This is a genomic window from Companilactobacillus metriopterae (genome assembly GCF_002762335.1).
Classification (GTDB): domain Bacteria; phylum Bacillota; class Bacilli; order Lactobacillales; family Lactobacillaceae; genus Companilactobacillus; species Companilactobacillus metriopterae.
In genome coordinates, this window is record NZ_CP024610.1 from 1,198,040 (window position 1) to 1,215,737 (window position 17,698).

At 33.5% G+C, this 17,698-nt stretch carries 20 protein-coding genes, 1 tRNA gene and 1 other annotated feature; of the genes, 5 read left to right on the forward strand and 16 right to left on the reverse strand.

Translation table 11 applies throughout. From position 1 onward, the window contains the following. The first annotated feature begins 28 nt into the window (after nt 1-28). A complete protein-coding gene (locus CS873_RS05985; protein ID WP_179946630.1) occupies nt 29-478 on the forward strand; it encodes a hypothetical protein in 450 nt (149 codons plus the stop codon). A 62-nt stretch (nt 479-540) separates the two neighbouring features. Next, nucleotides 541-1,662, forward strand: coding sequence for a site-specific integrase (locus CS873_RS05990; RefSeq protein WP_099974963.1), 1,122 nt, complete (start codon nt 541-543; stop codon nt 1,660-1,662). A gap of 168 nt (nt 1,663-1,830) precedes the next feature. Here CS873_RS05990 and CS873_RS05995 read toward each other — a convergent pair. The 3 genes from CS873_RS05995 to miaA form a co-directional block, all read right to left on the reverse strand. Next, nucleotides 1,831-1,904 (reverse strand) — tRNA-Arg (locus CS873_RS05995). 73 nt (nt 1,905-1,977) lie between these two features. Further along, nucleotides 1,978-3,237: a methionine gamma-lyase family protein gene (locus tag CS873_RS06000; RefSeq protein WP_099974964.1), complete on the reverse strand. Its 1,260-nt coding sequence runs from the start codon at nt 3,235-3,237 to the stop codon at nt 1,978-1,980. Next, complete coding sequence (miaA, locus tag CS873_RS06005; protein ID WP_099974965.1) at nt 3,230-4,159, reverse strand: tRNA (adenosine(37)-N6)-dimethylallyltransferase MiaA; 930 nt, start codon at nt 4,157-4,159, stop codon at nt 3,230-3,232. Before miaA ends, CS873_RS06000 begins: the two co-directional genes overlap by 8 nt. An 85-nt stretch (nt 4,160-4,244) precedes the next feature. Here miaA and CS873_RS06010 point away from each other — a divergent pair, with 85 nt between their 5' ends. Continuing rightward, nucleotides 4,245-4,439 carry a DUF3042 family protein gene (locus CS873_RS06010; RefSeq protein ID WP_099974966.1) on the forward strand — a complete coding sequence of 65 codons (195 nt, stop codon included), beginning with the start codon at nt 4,245-4,247 and terminating at the stop codon, nt 4,437-4,439. A gap of 35 nt (nt 4,440-4,474) precedes the next feature. Here the strand turns inward: CS873_RS06010 and CS873_RS06015 are convergent, their stop codons facing one another. The 13 genes from CS873_RS06015 to CS873_RS06075 all read right to left on the reverse strand — a co-directional run bounded on the left by CS873_RS06015 (nt 4,475) and on the right by CS873_RS06075 (nt 16,296). Then, complete coding sequence (locus tag CS873_RS06015) at nt 4,475-4,879, reverse strand: rhodanese-like domain-containing protein (RefSeq protein ID WP_099974967.1); 405 nt, start codon at nt 4,877-4,879, stop codon at nt 4,475-4,477. A gap of 20 nt (nt 4,880-4,899) precedes the next feature. Next, nucleotides 4,900-5,865 carry an ROK family glucokinase gene (locus tag CS873_RS06020; RefSeq protein WP_099974968.1) on the reverse strand — a complete coding sequence of 322 codons (966 nt, stop codon included), beginning with the start codon at nt 5,863-5,865 and terminating at the stop codon, nt 4,900-4,902. Then, nucleotides 5,855-6,091 (reverse strand): YqgQ family protein, encoded by a 237-nt coding sequence (locus CS873_RS06025; protein WP_179946631.1) that lies wholly within the window; start codon nt 6,089-6,091, stop codon nt 5,855-5,857. The genes CS873_RS06020 and CS873_RS06025 overlap by 11 nt, the downstream gene beginning before the upstream one ends. After that, nucleotides 6,072-6,758: a rhomboid family intramembrane serine protease gene (locus CS873_RS06030; protein ID WP_099974969.1), complete on the reverse strand. Its 687-nt coding sequence runs from the start codon at nt 6,756-6,758 to the stop codon at nt 6,072-6,074. The genes CS873_RS06025 and CS873_RS06030 overlap by 20 nt, the downstream gene beginning before the upstream one ends. Before the next feature lie 4 nt (nt 6,759-6,762). Beyond that, nucleotides 6,763-7,320 carry a 5-formyltetrahydrofolate cyclo-ligase gene (locus CS873_RS06035; protein WP_099974970.1) on the reverse strand — a complete coding sequence of 186 codons (558 nt, stop codon included), beginning with the start codon at nt 7,318-7,320 and terminating at the stop codon, nt 6,763-6,765. Nucleotides 7,321-7,368: 48 nt separating this feature from the next. Then, entirely contained in the window at nt 7,369-7,518 is a 150-nt protein-coding gene (rpmG, locus tag CS873_RS06040; protein WP_099974971.1) for a 50S ribosomal protein L33, read from the reverse strand. A gap of 88 nt (nt 7,519-7,606) precedes the next feature. Continuing rightward, a complete protein-coding gene (locus CS873_RS06045) occupies nt 7,607-9,715 on the reverse strand; it encodes a peptidoglycan D,D-transpeptidase FtsI family protein (RefSeq protein ID WP_099974972.1) in 2,109 nt (702 codons plus the stop codon). A 9-nt stretch (nt 9,716-9,724) separates the two neighbouring features. Then, the gene (locus tag CS873_RS06050; protein ID WP_099974973.1) at nt 9,725-10,024 is read right to left on the reverse strand and encodes a HesB/YadR/YfhF family protein; all 300 of its coding nucleotides are present in this window, start codon (nt 10,022-10,024) and stop codon (nt 9,725-9,727) included. Nucleotides 10,025-10,069: 45 nt separating this feature from the next. After that, the gene (gene greA, locus CS873_RS06055) at nt 10,070-10,546 is read right to left on the reverse strand and encodes a transcription elongation factor GreA (protein WP_099974974.1); all 477 of its coding nucleotides are present in this window, start codon (nt 10,544-10,546) and stop codon (nt 10,070-10,072) included. Between the two features lie 81 nt (nt 10,547-10,627). Next, complete coding sequence (mltG, locus tag CS873_RS06060; protein ID WP_099974975.1) at nt 10,628-11,788, reverse strand: endolytic transglycosylase MltG; 1,161 nt, start codon at nt 11,786-11,788, stop codon at nt 10,628-10,630. 38 nt (nt 11,789-11,826) lie between these two features. Beyond that, on the reverse strand, nt 11,827-14,214 hold the full coding sequence (gene pheT, locus CS873_RS06065; protein ID WP_099974976.1) for a phenylalanine--tRNA ligase subunit beta: 2,388 nt from the start codon (nt 14,212-14,214) through the stop codon (nt 11,827-11,829). Then, complete coding sequence (pheS, locus tag CS873_RS06070) at nt 14,211-15,263, reverse strand: phenylalanine--tRNA ligase subunit alpha (RefSeq protein ID WP_099974977.1); 1,053 nt, start codon at nt 15,261-15,263, stop codon at nt 14,211-14,213. The genes pheT and pheS overlap by 4 nt, the downstream gene beginning before the upstream one ends. 35 nt (nt 15,264-15,298) lie before the next feature. Then, nucleotides 15,299-15,491 (reverse strand) — a binding site (T-box leader). A gap of 43 nt (nt 15,492-15,534) precedes the next feature. Then, on the reverse strand, nt 15,535-16,296 hold the full coding sequence (locus CS873_RS06075) for a TrmH family RNA methyltransferase (RefSeq protein WP_099974978.1): 762 nt from the start codon (nt 16,294-16,296) through the stop codon (nt 15,535-15,537). Nucleotides 16,297-16,353: 57 nt separating this feature from the next. Here CS873_RS06075 and CS873_RS06080 point away from each other — a divergent pair, with 57 nt between their 5' ends. Then, the gene (locus CS873_RS06080) at nt 16,354-16,626 is read left to right on the forward strand and encodes an acylphosphatase (RefSeq protein ID WP_099974979.1); all 273 of its coding nucleotides are present in this window, start codon (nt 16,354-16,356) and stop codon (nt 16,624-16,626) included. Nucleotides 16,627-16,687: 61 nt separating this feature from the next. Continuing rightward, a complete protein-coding gene (gene yidC, locus CS873_RS06085) occupies nt 16,688-17,683 on the forward strand; it encodes a membrane protein insertase YidC (RefSeq protein ID WP_179946632.1) in 996 nt (331 codons plus the stop codon). Nucleotides 17,684-17,698 lie beyond the last annotated feature (15 nt).

Sequence of the window (17,698 nt, forward strand, 5' to 3'; positions counted from 1 at the left end):
GCTGGATTATATTTTTAGGGGAAATTTAATGAAAACAACTAAATTAGTATTAGGGATTTTAATGATTGTACTTTCGCCACTTATTTTAATTCAAGGTATGGCTATGGGATTTATTAACTCCGTAGAAAGCAACGGTCAAGCTAGTGGCTCTGGAGCTGTACTTATGGCATTAGCTTATATCGTTTCTGGGATTGTATACTTAGCTACACGTAAATCAAATGGTTTAGGTGGAGATATTGCCAATGCGGTTATTCTTGGATTGATTGGATTGATGTCAATTACAACTACTACCAAGGATTCAGGGGACTTAGTTATCTGGATTTGGTTAGGCTTTATTATTGGATTTGGATTACTAATTTGGCATATTTTAACTAATAGAAACGTAAACAAATCTCAAAGTACTTCTAACAATAACAATAATGTTCAAAACTACTCTCAAGGTATGACAAGATCACAAATGAGATCTAGAAAAAAATAGCTTATTAAATAACTAAGCCACCCTAGGCTTATTTATTTTTACCTAAATTAGGAGGTTGGGCCATGGCAAGTATATATAAACGCGGTAAAACATGGACTTACGAAGTTTCATATTATGAAAATGGAAAGAAACACAAGACCACAAAGGGTGGTTTTAAACGTCAGACAGATGCTAAAAATGCAGCAATTGAAATTGAATCTAAAAAGAACAAAATTGGTTTATCTACTGATGATAATATAAGCTTCTCTGACTACTTTCTGGACTGGGTAAAAACTTATAAGCTTGGAAAAGTAAGTATTGGTGTAGAGAAAAGATATTTAAAGCTGGCTAGCGATATTAAACAGTATTTTGGCAACAAACCAATAAAGGAAATAAAACGCCAAGACTACCAAAAATTCATAGATGGTGTTGGAAAAAATCATGTAAGACATACAGTAATAAGAACCAATGGTTCTATTAGAAAAGCTGTCATTGATGCAATAGATGATGGAATTATATACAAAAATTTTACAAATCGTGTTGTGTTAACTGGTTCAACAGAAAAGCAAAACGAGCACAATTATTTGGATGAAGAAGATATTATTAAATTAAAAAATTATTGTGTTGAAAATCAGTCAATGATGTATATAACTTTATCCGAAATCTTATTTGCCCTATTAACTGGCTGTAGATATGGAGAAGTAGCTGGACTCACATGGGATTGTATTGATTTCAAAAATAAGACAGTTGATATAAACAAGACTTATGACTATATAAACAGAACTGGTTTCAAACCAACTAAAACAAAATCTTCTGTAAGACAGATAAGTATAAATGATGATTTAATTCATATGCTTAAAAAGATTAAAGTTCAGCAAAATGAGCACTTTTTAAAAAATGGGTTTAAGAATACAGAGCAACTGGTATTTCTAAGTAATAGAAATCAAGTGCCTACAAGTAATGGTGTTAATAAAACTCTTTCTAAAGTTTTAAAAGAATTGGAAATCGATAATCAAATTACTTTCCATGGTTTAAGACATACGCACGCTTCATATTTAATTTCAAAAGATGTAAGTATAGATTATATCTCTGAACGTCTAGGTCATGCTGACACTTCTATAACTTCCAAAATTTATATTCATCTATTAAAAGATAAAAGAGAAGAAGAGAATAATAAGACAATTCAACTTCTAAATAACATATAAATTTGTGGGACATTTGTGGGACATTTTTAAAATGTGGGACAATTGTGGGACAAATTTTCTATATGTTTGCCCTAACTTCGGAAAACAAAAAAAGCCCTAATCCCTTGATATTTAAAGGATTAAGGCTTTTTATATTTATTTGTGCTTTAGGTTTGCTAAAGCTTTTAATGTCACGAGTGAGATTCGAACTCACGACCTACGGTTTAGAAGACCGTTGCTCTATCCAACTGAGCCACCGTGACATGACATTACTCGATATATTATAGAGAATGTACCCTAGTCATGTCAACGGTTTTCTGCAGTTTATTTCATAAATTATTTTGTAAAGAAAATCTCATTGCATGCATTACAAATTGCAATTTTCACATGTTCAAATGTTAATCCACCTTGTATATACATTGTGTACGGTGGACGCATTGGTCCGTCAACGGAAAGTTCAATACTAGCACCAGATACAAAGGTTCCTGCAGCCATTACAACTTCGTCTTCGTAACCTGCCATAGCACTTGCCACTGGTAATACATTAGAATCAATTGGTGAAAATTTTTGGATATTTTTAGCGAATGTCAACATTTTATCTGGATCATTAAAAATAATTGTTTGGATTAAATCTGTTCTATCATCATCCCACTTAGGAGCAACATTCAATCCCAATTTTTCGAAGATAGCTGCCTCAAAGATTGCCCCCTTAATAGCATTACCTGTAACTCTAGGAGCCATAAAGAACCCTTGGAACATTTCTGCTAGTCGATCGATTGTTGAGCCCTCAGAAGCACCTATTCCGGGTGCTGTTAAACGGTAACTGGCCAACTCAACCAACTCTGACTTACCTACGATATAGCCACCCACTTTAGCAAGACCGCCACCAGCATTCTTTATTAATGAACCTGCCATAATATCTACTCCAACTTCAGTAGGTTCTATTGTTTCTGAAAATTCACCATAACAATTATCTGCAAAAATTATGACATTTTTGTCAACTTCTCGTATTTTTTCGACAATTTCAGATATTTCGGAAACTGTGAGTGACTTACGATCTGAATATCCTTTTGATCTTTGAATAGCCACTACTTTAGGATTTTGTTCAGAAATTTTACTCTGCATTGTTTCAAAATCAACATGATCGCCGTTCATTTCAACATAATCAAATTTAATATCATAATCTATTAGTGAACCCTTTTTATTACCAGCGATACCAACAACTTCTTGCATAGTATCATAAGGTTTACCTGTCACATATAATAAGCCATCGTTGGGGCGCAACATTCCGAAAAGTGCTGTAGCCAATGTGTGTGTGCCGGATACAAATTGTGGACGCACCAGTGCTGCTTCTGTTTTAAAAACTTCTGCATAGACTTCTTCTAACTGATCTCTACCTCGATCGTCATCACCGTACCCTGTTGTTCCCAACAAACTACTCTCGTCTACACTAGCATTTCTGAAGGCAGTTAGAACCTTATTTTGATTATCTAGCACTCGATCATCTATTTCTAAAAGTTTCTCAGAAATTTGCTTGTCAGTTTCTTCGATGAGATTATTTAATTCCTTTGGAAAGTTTCCATTCCATTTAGCCATGATTTTCTCCTAAAAATTCTCTAATTTTCTCTTCTATTTCTTCTTTAAAATCGGGATTTTCCCTAACATTAAACCAAATTATTTCTTCCATCTGATTTCTAAAGTATGTAAATTGTCTCTTAGCAAATCTTCGTGAATTCTTCTTTACTTCTTCTACACAATTTTCTAAACTACTAGTTTTATCAAAGTATGGGAAAAACTCTTTATAGCCTATTCCATTTTTTGCTTGCGGAATAGATTTTTTGTTTTTATAAACATACTCTGCCTCTGATAATAATCCCATATTCATCATTTTATCTACTCGAGAATTTATACTTTCGTATAATTCTTGGCGATCATCAGTAAGTCCTATTATCAAAAATTCATAGTCATTCTTGTGTTCTTCCTGATCCAAAATAGATTTACCAGTAATTCTTTTTACTTCAATTGCTCTGATAATTCTTCTAGGATTTTGGATATCTAATTGATCATAAGCTTCAGGATCTTCTTCTCTTAAGATGTCTTTTAAGGCAGATATTCCCTGCTCTTCTAAAATCAAATTAAGTTGATTACGTTGATCCTTAGATGATTTAGATTCTCCTCCAAAATTCATTCCTTCAACTAGTGAATTCAAATAAAATCCTGTCCCTCCGACAAGAATAGGTAGTATATTCCTAGAATACAGCTCATCAATACATTGGCTAGCCTGATCCTGAAATTGTTTTACTGAATATTCCTCAGTGACGTCCAAAATATTCACTAAATGGTGAGGGACTTTAGCTAACTCTTCTTTAGAATCTTTGGCTGTTCCTATATCTAATTTTTTGTAAACCTGCATAGAATCTCCTGAAATAATTTCAGCATTAAATTTTTCTGCTAATTCTAATCCTAATGCACTTTTACCAACCGCTGTAGGTCCTACTATTGCAACTACCTTTTTCAAAAATATACTCCTAACATATATTATTCTAGAATTTTTTTATTAAATGCGTCATAATGTAGTTAAAGAATTGGAGGATGATAACATTATGGCTAAAAAGCAAAAACGTATGCGATTTACTAAGGGATTCATTGTAGGTGCTGTTACTACTGCTTCTGCAGTATATGGTGCAGTGCACGCATTTAAGAAAACAGTTATTGAACCAGAAAACAAAGAAATCGAACGTGTAGAAGAAAATCGCCGTCGTGCTAATAGAAAAAGTCTACAAGCACACCAAGGTTAATTATAACAAAAAAAGACTGAAGCTATTAATTAGCTTCAGTCTTTTTTATTTGATTTTGTCTTACCTTCCCAATTTGAGAAGCGATCTTCTAGCCATTTTACATCTGTAAATCCTTGTTTTTGCAACTTTATTGCTGCTCGAACACAGACATTTTTTCTTTCATCATACAGATATACTGGAAGATCTGGACGTAGCTCTCCACTTACATATTTAAATTGAGAATACGGCAAGTTTCTAGCTCCTAATATGTGTTTGGTGTCAAATTGACCTTTCTCTCTTAAATCGACAATTTGAGCTTTTCTCATGGTTGATTCAAAATTCTCTTGGCTGATTGAACCATTCATTCTTCTACCAATAAAGGCATAGTATGACCATGATCCTACAAAATAAAGAATAATTGCTATCACAATAACATATAAAACAATATTTAAAATTTGCATAATAAACCCCTGTATATTAATTACTTATTATTGATAAGTGAAGCAGCACCAATAACACCAGCACCATTTCCAAGACTAGCAAGACGAACTTCTGTAGAGTTCTTAACAGTAGCAAATTCATTTTTCAACATTGATTTTTCTACTTTTTCTAGCAAGAAGTCTCCGGCGGCTGAAACTCCACCACCAATGATAACATACTTGGGATTTAGTGCGTTTGATAGGTTTGCCAGTGCAAATCCTAATGAATCACAGACATGATCAGCAACTAAAAGAGCCAAATCATCATCTTTTTTAGCAAGATCAAAAACATCTTTAGCAGAAATATCTTGTCCATCATCAAGCATTGCTTTTAGTTCTGAAGGACCAGCATATTCTGCTGCCATTTCACGAGCTACTTGAACGATACCAGTAGCCGAAGCAATAGTTTCCAAACAACCACGTTTTCCACATGTACACATGAAACCATTAGGTTCTACTGTAATGTGTCCAATTTCACCACCAGCACCTGCTGTACCATGAATTAATTTTCCGTTGGCAATAATTCCACCACCAACACCAGTTCCTAGGGTAACAAAAATAACATCATCAGCATTGTTTCCGGCACCCATCCATTTTTCACCAAGTGCAGCAACGTTAGCGTCATTTTCAACTACTACAGGAATTCCTGTACCTTCTGATATATCACGAACCGGGAAAACAGGTTTAGTTGCCCAATTTAAATTGTATGCTCCAACAACACTGCCCTCTTCAAAATTAATTGTTCCAGGTGAACCCATACCAATTCCTTCAAACTGGTCTGCAGTCATATCATACATTTTTAAATGATGGTTAATTGAATCAATGATACTTGGAATAATCATTTGACCTTCATTTAAAACGTTTGTTTCAATACTCCATTTTTGTTGGATTTCACCATCTTTAGTAAGAATAGCAAATTTAATAGTTGTTCCACCTAGATCAACACCAATTAATTTTTTATCTGCCATTTGTTTCACCCTTTTCCTTTTCTTCTTCTTTTCTATGTTCGCTTTTTAAAATTAACTGAGCGTTTATAAAAACTTCCTTCTCTATCATATTGTTATCATAGAGATTTCTTAATTCTAAGGACATAAGCTCAATGTCCCACTCTCTTTTACCTAAATGTACATAAGTTCCGTATCGTTTTAAAAGTTGTTGTACATCATATAGTGTTCTAAATTCCTGTATTGCCATAAGCACCCATTCCTTTTGAATACATATAGTATGATACGGCAACTAATGCTACAACTGCAAGAATTCTGACGTAAATATTTGTTTTTCTAGCTCCAGTAATTCCAACAACAAAAGTAATCAAAAATCCACCGATAGCTCCACCAATATGTCCCCAGATATCAATACCAGCAGCAAATAGATCAAAAGCCAAGTTTAAGATGATCAATCCTAAAAAGCTCTTACCCATTTCTCTAATGTAATTATTGCTGCTGTACATAATACCTAGAGCAATAAATGATGCGAATAATCCAAAGATTGATGTACTGGCACCTGCAGAAAGTGCATAGGATGAACCAAATGCATAACTAGCTAGATTTCCAACAACACCACTTATTAAAAATACGATTATAAATCTTATTTTTCCTAATATTGGTTCCAAATACTGACCAACAATATATAAAGAAAAACAATTCATAAACAAATGCATAAATCCTATATGCAAAAACATAGGTGTAATAAGTCTCCACCACTGTCCACTAGTAACGAGATTATTTGTTTTAGCACCCATAGTCAGTAAAACTTGTGGATTTGTTGATCCGCCTATTAGTGTTTCCATAACAAAAACAGCAACTAATAAAATGATCAAACCATATGTGGCTGGTAAACTTTGGTTTCTATAAGAAAACATCGTATTATTTCTCCTTTGATACAGATATAATCTCATCGATTGGCTGATCTAATGAATAAACAGGCCAAGGAGTATTTATATAAAATTGACGTGACAATGCTAATGAAATTGTTTTAGTAGGATATTTTGAAAGATAGCGGTCGAAGTACCCTGCTCCAAATCCTAATCTTGCATGTTCATTATCAGAAAAAGCCAGCCCAGGAACAATAATTAAATCTGATGGATTCAATACATTTTCACCGGCTGCAGTTGGTTCTTTTACTCCAAATGAACTAGTTTCAAGAATTGTAGATTTTGTATATTTGACAAAATCCATTGAGTAATCTTGATATGTCTTAGGAATATATACTTCCTTACCCATATTCCAACATGTCTCAACAATTGGAAGAGTTGGCAATTCACCTGACACACTTAAAGTAATTCCTATGGTCTCACTCTTTATAAATGTAGGATTATCAAATAATTTTGAATAAATTTGATTGATTTCTTTTTGAGATTCATTTGAACTCAAAAAATCATCTAGTAGATCCATCTGTTTTTTTCGAAAACTTACCTTATCCAAAAGCGTTTCCTCCTGTAAAAAAAAACAACAGGTTAATTATCCTGTTGTTTATTTTGTTTCACGATGTAATGTAACAACTCTTTCGCGTGGGCAATATTTTTGCAATTCCAAACGGTCTGGGTTGTTTCTTTTACTTTTATTTGTAAGATATGTACGTTCTTTACATGAAGTACATTCCATTGTGATATTTACTCTCATCTTGGAAACTTCCTTTCAACAAATTTAACAAAATTCAACCTATAAAATATACCACTTTTTACATGATATTAAAAGTATTAATTTAGTTTTACTTAGCCATTGTAGCAAAATAATCTTCATAAATTTGATGAGCTACAATTTGTGGATAACTTCCTTTTTCATCAGTTAGATTAGGAAATACAATTGCAAGTGCAATGTTTGCATCATTCGAAGGACCATATGTTACTAAACTAGTTGTAACAGTTGCCGGTGGATTAGGATCATTAGGCTTCTTTGGATCAAAGTAGAATGATTGAGCTGTACCTGTTTTAGCTGAAACAGATTCGGATAAATCAGCCAATCTGGTAGCTGTTGTCCAATATTTTGTTCCGTGAACAGCATTGTACATACCCTTTTTAACAACTGCCAATTCTTCATTTGTAAATCCAACTTTGTTCAATACTTTAGGTGATGTAACTGATTCCAGTTGTCCTTTTTTACCATCATTTTGAGTTTGTTGGATAGATTGGACAATATATGGTTGCATTCGATATCCACCATTAGCAATAGTTGATATATATTGTGCCATTTCAATCAATGTATATGCATCATAGTTACCAAATGATAAATCAAGCGCAGAACCAGTCTTCAATGAACCGTTTGAATTCATTGTTGCACCTTCAATACCTTCTGTTTCTCCAGATATATCAATTCCTGTCTTAACTCCTAAACCGAATTGATTGAAGTAACCTCTCAGTTTATTAAAGATATCGGAATCCATTGATATATATGAATTGGGAACGTATTTAGCATTGGCTTCTTTCATTGCAAGTGCCATCATATATTCATTTGATGATACTTCTAGAGCACTTGCAGCATCCAATGAACTATATGTTCCAACAGGATAAACAGATTTCTTAACTGGTGTACCAGGTAAGTAGATAGGATTATCAGCCAGTGTGTTATTAGTTGGCGTGATAACTCCATCCATCATAGCGCCTAGCACAGTAGCACCCTTCACAGCAGATCCCATTACGAATGTTCTATTGATAACTCCAAGTGCATCTTCTGTAGTCTTACCAGTAGTAGGATCATTTCTAATTCCTGCCATTGCCAGAACTTGTCCTGTTTTAGGATTCATAGCTACTGCATAAGCACCATCTGAATACGATGTTTTTCCTGCCGCTTTAGCAGATGCATATGTTGAAGAAAGTGCAGCTTGAACTTTAGTTTGAAAATCAGAATCAATTGTTAGATTGAGATTTCCACCCTTTTGTCCTTTGTAAACAACTTTACTTTTCTTAACTTGATTGTCAGATCCAATCTGAACTTCTTTTTCACTCTTTGTACCGGAAAGAATTGATTCATAGCTCTTTTCTAGATAACTAGTACCAACTCTATCATTTCTAGAATATCCATTTGCAAGCATAGTATTTAGTTCATCATCAGGAATACCTTGCTTCTCTGTAGACACTCCACCAATAATACTTTTAATTGAAGTACCTTCAGGATATGAGCGGGTCCAGTTGCTTCCTACATCTATACCAGGTAGTTCTGTTAAGTTTTCACTAACTCTGGCAATTTCAGAACTAGAAAGTTTTTTATCTTTCAAGTAGACAGTTGAATATGTATAGGCAGCATTCATCTTTTTAAAGGTTGTTGCTTTCGACAACTGTTTTGAAGTCAAATTAATTCCTTGACTCTCAACATATTCAACCTCATTTTTATACAACTCAGCTGTTTTCAAATTATTACCGCTAGAATCTTGTTTTTTAGATTTTGGCAGTGCTTTGATCACAGACTCTGATTTACCTGGAGCCGCTAAAATATAATCTGCCTTATCACGGCTAGACAATTTTTCTTTGGGAATATTAACATAATTAGATAGACGATTGGCTACTTCATAAATGTCAGTACTCTTGACCCCAGAACTCTTAGTATAAGTAATAGCACTTTGGGTAGTATTACTTACTAGTAAGCGACCTTTTGAATCATAAATCATACCACGAGGGACATCCCCCTTCATAGAAGTCTTGTCAGTACGTTCTACTTCGGCTTGAAATTTATTTCCGTATATAATTTGTAAATAAGCTAGTTGTCCTACTAATAAGGCAAATAATATAAATACAATTAATAATAATAAGTTCAGTCTAAAAGGAATAGCAGATCCTGATTTTTTATCTGCTCGACCTCTTATGACGTCTAGTATTCTTTTCATTAATCTTCCTTAATCTTCATTGGACTCAAAAATATACACTGGTCCATCTGTTTTTGAATCATAATCTACTTTTAAATCATAACGAGCAAAAAACCACTCGTCTGCGGCGGTAATATAATATGTAATTCCATTAACTTCAGTACTAGCAACGGGGTTCACAGGTTTTTCAATCTTAAAGGCGATTGAAAAGCCATCATGAACCATTGTTTTTCCATAAACTTTTCCATAAAAATGGACACCTGATCCCGGTTCAAGTTCTACTTCATCTTCGAACCATTTCTCTGCTTCTTTAGTTAATTCAATCTTCATATCTTCATACCTCAACTTTATAAAAAGTAATTTAGTAGATATTAATTAGGCAATTTCAACAGATTTAATTGTCAGTTCATAACTACCTGCAGGAGTATCAACTAAAACAGAATCTCCAACTTTCTTACCGATAAGTGCTTTAGCAATTGGTGAATCATTAGAAATTTTACCCTCATCTGGGTTAGACTCTGCCGAACCAACAATAAAGAATACTTCTGGTTCGTCGTCATCTTCTTGAACAGTTACCTTTTTACCAATAGAAACTTCATCCTCGTCAACTTGATCTGTATCAACAATTTGAGCATATTGAAGCATCACTTGAATTTGAGAGATTCTTGATTCCAGAACACTTTGTTCATCTTTTGCTGATGAGTATTCAGAATTTTCTGATAGATCTCCAAAACCTCTTGCAATTTTAATTCTATCAATTACTTCTGGTCGTTTAACTTGTTTTAAATTTTCTAGCTCTTCTTCAAGAAGACGTTTACCCTCTTCTGTCATTGGATAGCTTTGTTCAGCCATGATATTACCTCTTTGAATTTATAATTATTAATTTAAAATTTCAAAATGTCACCCAACCAAATGGCAGGATGACATTATTTTTTATTGACCTGTTTTTGCATATCTTGATTCATGTTCATCAAGAGTATTTGAATATGTAACTTTTCCTGTCTTCAAGTCAGCGAAGAAGTATAGATAATTTGCACTTCTATCTGATGGGTTCAATGTTGCTTCAACAGATTGCAAACTTGGAGAGTTAAATGGTCCAGGTCCATAACCTGTATTCTTGTACAAGTTATATGGAGATTTAACTGAAGTATCTTTGTTTGTAAGACTTTCTTTATGTGTATTCAAAGCATACATAACAGAGATATCTGATTGAATAGGCATATTAATATCTAAACGGTTAAAGAATACACCGGCAATCTTCTTACGATCAGCGTCTGTTACACCCTCTCGTTCAACAAGAGAAGCCAATGTTAGAGTTTGTTGAACAGTTAACCCCTTTTGTTTCATAGTTGAATAGTAAGGTTTTAGTTCTTGATCTTCTTTTTCAACCATTTGGTTAACAAGTTCTTTCAATGTCATACCTGAGTATACTCCGTATGTAGCGGGGAACAAGTATCCTTCCAAATGATATCTAACATCTTTAGATTGCATTGATGAATTTAACAATTCAGGATATTTCTTCTGTAGCTCCTTAAGATAACTCTCATCCTTCATTAACTTCAAGAAATCTTTCTTATTAAATGAAGTACTCTTTTGGATTTGAGTTCCGATGTCATCTATTGTTACACCTTCACGAACTAATACAGAGTTGGATGCATCACCTGATGGTTGTGCTGTTCCACCTTTTTGCAGTTGCTTAACTACGTCACTTAGTGACATTGATTGTTTAAATGTGTAGTATCCTGCTTGGAAATCAGTGTAATTTTGAGTCTTAATATAGATGTTAAAAACTGATGAACTCTTGATAACCTTATCTTTTTCAAGTGTCTTTGAGATATCTTTACTTGAAGATCCAACTGGTATCTTAACTACAATGCTTTCTTTGCTATCTGCATTGTATGGCTTCAAAGAACCATTAACATAGTTAAAACCAATTAGTATCACGATTACGGCTAATATTGCAATAACTCCCATAACCCAATAGGCAATGTGGTTAGCTACTGAACTCTCTTTAGCACGAGTCTCAATCTTTTTTTCAGATTCTTGCTGTAAGCTATTTCTTTTATTATCTTGGCTCAAAATGCAGCCTCCCATAGTAATTTAAATAAAATTATACCATTACTCTTTACAAATTAGCGTATTTCTACTGCAAATTTTGTAACTAAACTATCTTTAATTTGGTCAAATGACTGCTCTACTTCTTCATCTGTTAGTGTATCAGACCTATTTAGAAATACTAAATGATATCCTAATGATTTATATCCACGTTCAATATTATCGCCTTGATAGACATCAAATATTTCTACATCTTCAAGATACTTACCACCATTGTTGAAAATATCTTTAATAATGTCTCCACTTAAAATATCCTTCTTAACTAATAATGCTAAATCTCTAGAAATACTTGGGTACTTAGGTGCAGGTTGTGATTGAATAACTTTTGATCCAAATGCGAATAATTGATCCACATTCAATTCAAAAACATAGGTATCGTTAACATTCATCTCATCTTGATATTGAGGATGTAACTTACCTACAAATCCTATCATTTTACCATTTGCTGTTATCTTAGCAGTTTGACCTGGGTGTAAGTTTTCAATATCTGATGTTGCCTCAAATTCAATGTTAGCATCCAGATTAGCATAAGAAATCATTTCTTCAACAATTCCTTTAACATAATAAAAATCGACTTTTTGTTCTTTTTGATTCCAAGACTTATCGACAATATTTCCACTAATAGCACCTGAAATATATTCAATTTCATTTGGACGATCTGAATGACCCTTTTCAAATATACGTTCTTGATCAAATAATCTTACATTGAATTCTTTACGTGCTTGATTATACGCTACATTTTTTACTAGAGATGGTATCAAACTAGTTCTTAAGTACTCATGATCTTCAGTCATTGGATGTAATAGATGAACTAATTTAGTTTCATTTACATTAAAATCTTCGACTTCTTTCTTGCTTAATAATGAGAAATTAACTGCCTCATCCATACCTTGTGAAAGTAGTGAATATCTTAATCGATTACTAAACTCACGCTTGTCAGTATATCCACCCTTAGTTTGTTTACCTGTTGGTAAAGTTCCAACTAAGTTCTCATAACCATAAATACGAATTACTTCTTCAACTAAATCAGCTTCAATGGACATATCATTGCGTCTAGCAGGAACTGTAACTTTAAGATTTTCACCATCTACAGTTGTTGTAAATCCTAATCGATCAAAAATATTAGTAATCTCATCAGTTGTAAGTTCAATCCCTATTAGGCTGTTAATTCGAGTAACAGTAGCAGAAATTGTTGTTGGTGAGTAATTGTATTCTTTTCCAACAATATGTTGTGAGTAATCAGAAGGATTCAATATATCTTCAGATAATTCAACAATTCTATCAAGTGCCAATCCATTTAAACTGGTATCAATGCCTTTTTCAAATCGGTTTGATGAATTATTTCTCAAATCATGTCTCTGTGCTTCTTTACGAACAGTAGCTCCATCGAAAACTGCACTTTCAAATAAAACATTTTTTGTATCTTCTGTAACTTTGGCAAAATCTGTATCCAGAACTCCAGCAATTGAAAGCACATTGTCACCAGACATAACTACGATATCTTCTGGACCTAATTTTACTTCTGTACCATCAGACATAATAACTTCTTGGTTTTCAGCATTTTGTAACTTCAATCCTGCAATTTTGTCATAGTCATATGCCCGTATTGGTTGGCCATATTCAATCATGACATAGTTTGCAATATCTAAAACTGCATTAGTAGGTTGAATATCCTGATTCCAAAGTCTTCTTTGCATCCAAAGAGGACTCTTGCCAACTTTTACATCTTCTAAAACTACTGCTTGATAACCGTTGACTTTGTCACTTTGAACATCAATATCTAAATCTACGATCTTAGGACTGCCTGACAACTTAGGATCTACAAAATTAGGTTTTGCATCATAGGTCGCTCCTATTTCCCAAGCTGCACCTCTCATACCTAATGTATCTCCACGATTTGGTGTGATATCTAAATCAACCATCTCATCGCTTAATCCTAGTAAATCAAGAACAGATTCTCCTGGCTGTTGTGCTTCATCAAACACATAAATTCCATTATGAAATTCTTCAGGTACATTTTTTACTTTCACACCCAATTCGTCTAATCCACAAATCATACCGTTAGATTCTTTACCACGAAGTTTACCTTTTTTTATCTTTACTCCATCTGGAAGAGTTGCACCATCAAGAGCTACGATAACATATTGATCCAAGGCCACATTGGGAGCACCACAAACAATTTGAATTTCTTCTTCTCCACCAACGTCAACTTGGCAAATGTGCATGTGATCAGAATCAGGATGATCTTCTATTTTTGTTATATGACCAACCACAAGATTTGATAAATCTTTTCCAATATATACTGGCATAGATTCAATACCAGTTAATGAAATTTTATTAGCAATATCTGCTGTAGATTGGTCCAACTGAATATATTCATTCAACCAATTTCTAGAAATTTTCATCGAATAGCTCCTTTAAATTGTTCTAAGAATCTAACGTCATTTGTGTAGAAGTCTCGTATATCAGTAATTCCATATTTAAGCATTGCAAATCTCTCAGGTCCTAATCCAAATGCAAATCCACTATAAATATTTGTATCAATTCCTGACATTTCTAATACCTTAGGATGACTTAGCCCAGCACCCAATACTTCAATCCAGCCAGTATATTTACAAATACGACAACCTTCTCCACCACAGTTGAAACAAGAAACATCAACTTCTACTGATGGTTCAGTAAATGGGAAATAACTTGGTCTAAAGCGTATTTCTCTTTCTTTACCGAATACATGCTGACATAGTGCTTCTAAAGTTCCTTTTAAATCAGCCATACTGATATTTTTATCAACTACTAATCCTTCAAGTTGATGGAATTGATGTGAATGTGTAGCATCATCATCATCACGACGATAAACCACACCTGGTGAAATAACTTTCAAAGGTCCCTTTGAAAAATCATGGTTTTCCAAATCTCGACCTTCTTGAGCTGAAGTTTGAGTTCTCATCAATAGTTTATCTGATAGATAAAAAGTATCTTGCATATCACGCGCAGGATGATCTTGAGGGATGTTCAAACGTTCAAAATTGTAGTAATCTTCTTCTACTTCAAATCCTGAATCAACTTTATAACCTAGACTTATGAAAAATTCTTCAATATCAGAAATTGTTTGAGTAAGAATATGTTCCGTTCCAACTTTTTGTGGCTGAGATGGTAGGGTAACATCTATTGTTTCTTTTTCCAATTTTTGTTTAATCAGCGCATCATTGAGTTCATTTGAACGTAGCTCAATAGCTGACTGTATTTCATCACGAACTGCATTTGCTAATGTACCAATCTTTGGTCGTTCTTCAGCTGATAAGTCTTTCATACCTCTAAGAGCCTCAGTAATAGGACCTTTTTTACCTAGCAAATTAACACGAACTTCATTCAGATCTTTTGTGTGATTTTGCTCACGAATGCTCTTGATACCTTCATCTCTGAGCATTTTTAATCTTTCTTCTAATGTTGTCATATTTTTCCTCCAAATAAAAAAGTCCTCATCCCATAAAAAGGGACGAAGACCGCGTTACCACCCTAGTTCACATACAAAATATGTGCACTCAGCAGTTTTATAACGTAAACCAATCGTGATACTCCGAAAGTGAATTCATCAATATAGCTATAAGATCTTTTCAGCAAACGATCCTTCTCTAAAATAACTATTTGAACATGATTACTATTTTTTCTTCACGGTATCTCTATATCTGTTTAAATTATACAAGATTTATAGGTTTTAACAAGTATTAAATACCTTTTAATCCGTACATTAAAATACCTGCAGCAATTGCTACGTTTAATGATTCAGCTTTTCCAAGTATTGGAATATAAACATTGTCATCGGTTTGATCTAAAAGATCTTGACTCATTCCATTAGCTTCATTACCCATTATCAAAGCAAAATTATCATTTTTTTGTATTTCATTGTAAGGCACTGCTTCACTATTTACTTCTGAACCATATACATGTAATCCTGAATCTTTTGCTAAATCAATTGCCTCATCAAGATTCATTTTATAAATAGGAAGATGAAATTGGCTACCTTGCATAGCGCGTTGAACTTTAGATTGGAAAAAGTCGGCAGAATTAGGACTGGAAATAACTCCTGCAAATCCTGCTGCATCTGCTGTTCTAACAATTGTTCCCACATTACCTGGATCTTGAACATTATCTAAAAATACCCATTGTCCAGACAAGGAACTGATTTCTTCTGGTTGATTAATTTTAATTACTGCAAAGATTCCTTGATTATTCTTAGTTTCTGAAATGGCAGTTGCAACTTCTGTTGAAATTTCAGTAGCAATTTCATGATATTTTTTTACAAGGCGATCTTCCACGTTTGGTGTTGTTACGTATAAACTTACAAATTCTTCATTGTTTAAATCAGCTTCACGAACTAAATGAAATCCTTCAACAACATAAGTACCTGTTTTTTTTATATTTTTAGTAGCTGAAAGTTTGATTACATTTTTTATTTCGTCATTCTTTTTAGATTCTATATATTTCATATTTTCCATCCCTTTTGTTCTATAATACTCATAGTATCATAACGAGGAGGAACAATTATGAAACATCTACATATTCATGTTGTAGGTCGAGTACAAGGAGTTGGTTTTCGATACGCTACCCAATTACTAGCTCAAAATTTAGGCATCCATGGTACTGTTCAAAATCAAACAGATGGCTCTGTAGTTATTGAGGCAGAAGGAAGCACGGAAAATTTAACCGATTTTTTAGAGGAAGTTCGTAAGTCTCCTACTCCGTATGGGAAAGTCACAAAAATTGATTATAATTTTGAAGATAATGTTATAGGTTTCAATAAATTTCGCGTAATCTAGTTGAAACAACATTATAGTTATCGTAATATATCCCTTATATCGTATAAAAGGACGGAAAAAATTGAAAAATAAATATATAAAATATCTTTCTGTTTTTGCCATCATAGCTATGTTTTCATTAGTAGCTACTGGTTGTGTGCAAACAGGATCAAATCTACACGCACCAACAAGTGGTCCTTATGGATTTATATTTACTTGGATTGGTTCACCATTCCAAAAATTAATCACATGGACTGCTAACACTATTGGAGGCTCAAACGGATACGCTTGGGGAATTGTTATCATTTCATTCGTTGTTCGTTTAGTATTACTTCCTCTATCTCTAAATCAACAATCTAAATCAACTATCCAACAAGAAAAAATGCGTGCCATCCAACCACAGCTAAAATTACTTCAAGAAAAACAAAAAGAAGTTAAAGATCCAGCTATTCAACAAAGACTTAGTACGATGATGATGGATATTTATAAGCAAAATAATATCAGCTTAACTGGTGGTATTGGCTGCTTACCTCTTCTAATTCAAATGCCTGTTCTTATCGGTATTTATCAAGCTGTTCAATATTCTCCTGAGATTGGTAAAGCTACATTCTTATCTATCCCACTTGGTAAACCAAGTATAGTTATTGCTATCATTGCTACTATTTTCTATATTATTCAATCATGGTTATCACTTAGAGTTGTGCCTGAAGAACAAAAAGGTCAAATGCAAGCAGTAATGTTCATGAATCCATTAATTACATTCTTCATCTCGATGGTATCTTCCGCTGCACTTGCTCTTTACTTTTTAGTTGGTGGTATTGTTATACTTATCCAACAAGTAATTACCAACTACGTAATCGTTCCTCGTATTAGAAAAAACGAAGATGATCGATTAAAAGATAATCCTGTTAAAGTAGTCGTTTCAGAAGAAATATTAAATGATATAATTTCTGGCAACAATACAACTACAGATTCTGAAGATAATTCCGAAGAAAGTTCAACGCCTAAAGACGAAGATGATCTTCACTTAGAATTACGTAAGAGAAATGAAAATAAACAACAAAATAGAGACAAATAAAAAAGCCACTGTTAA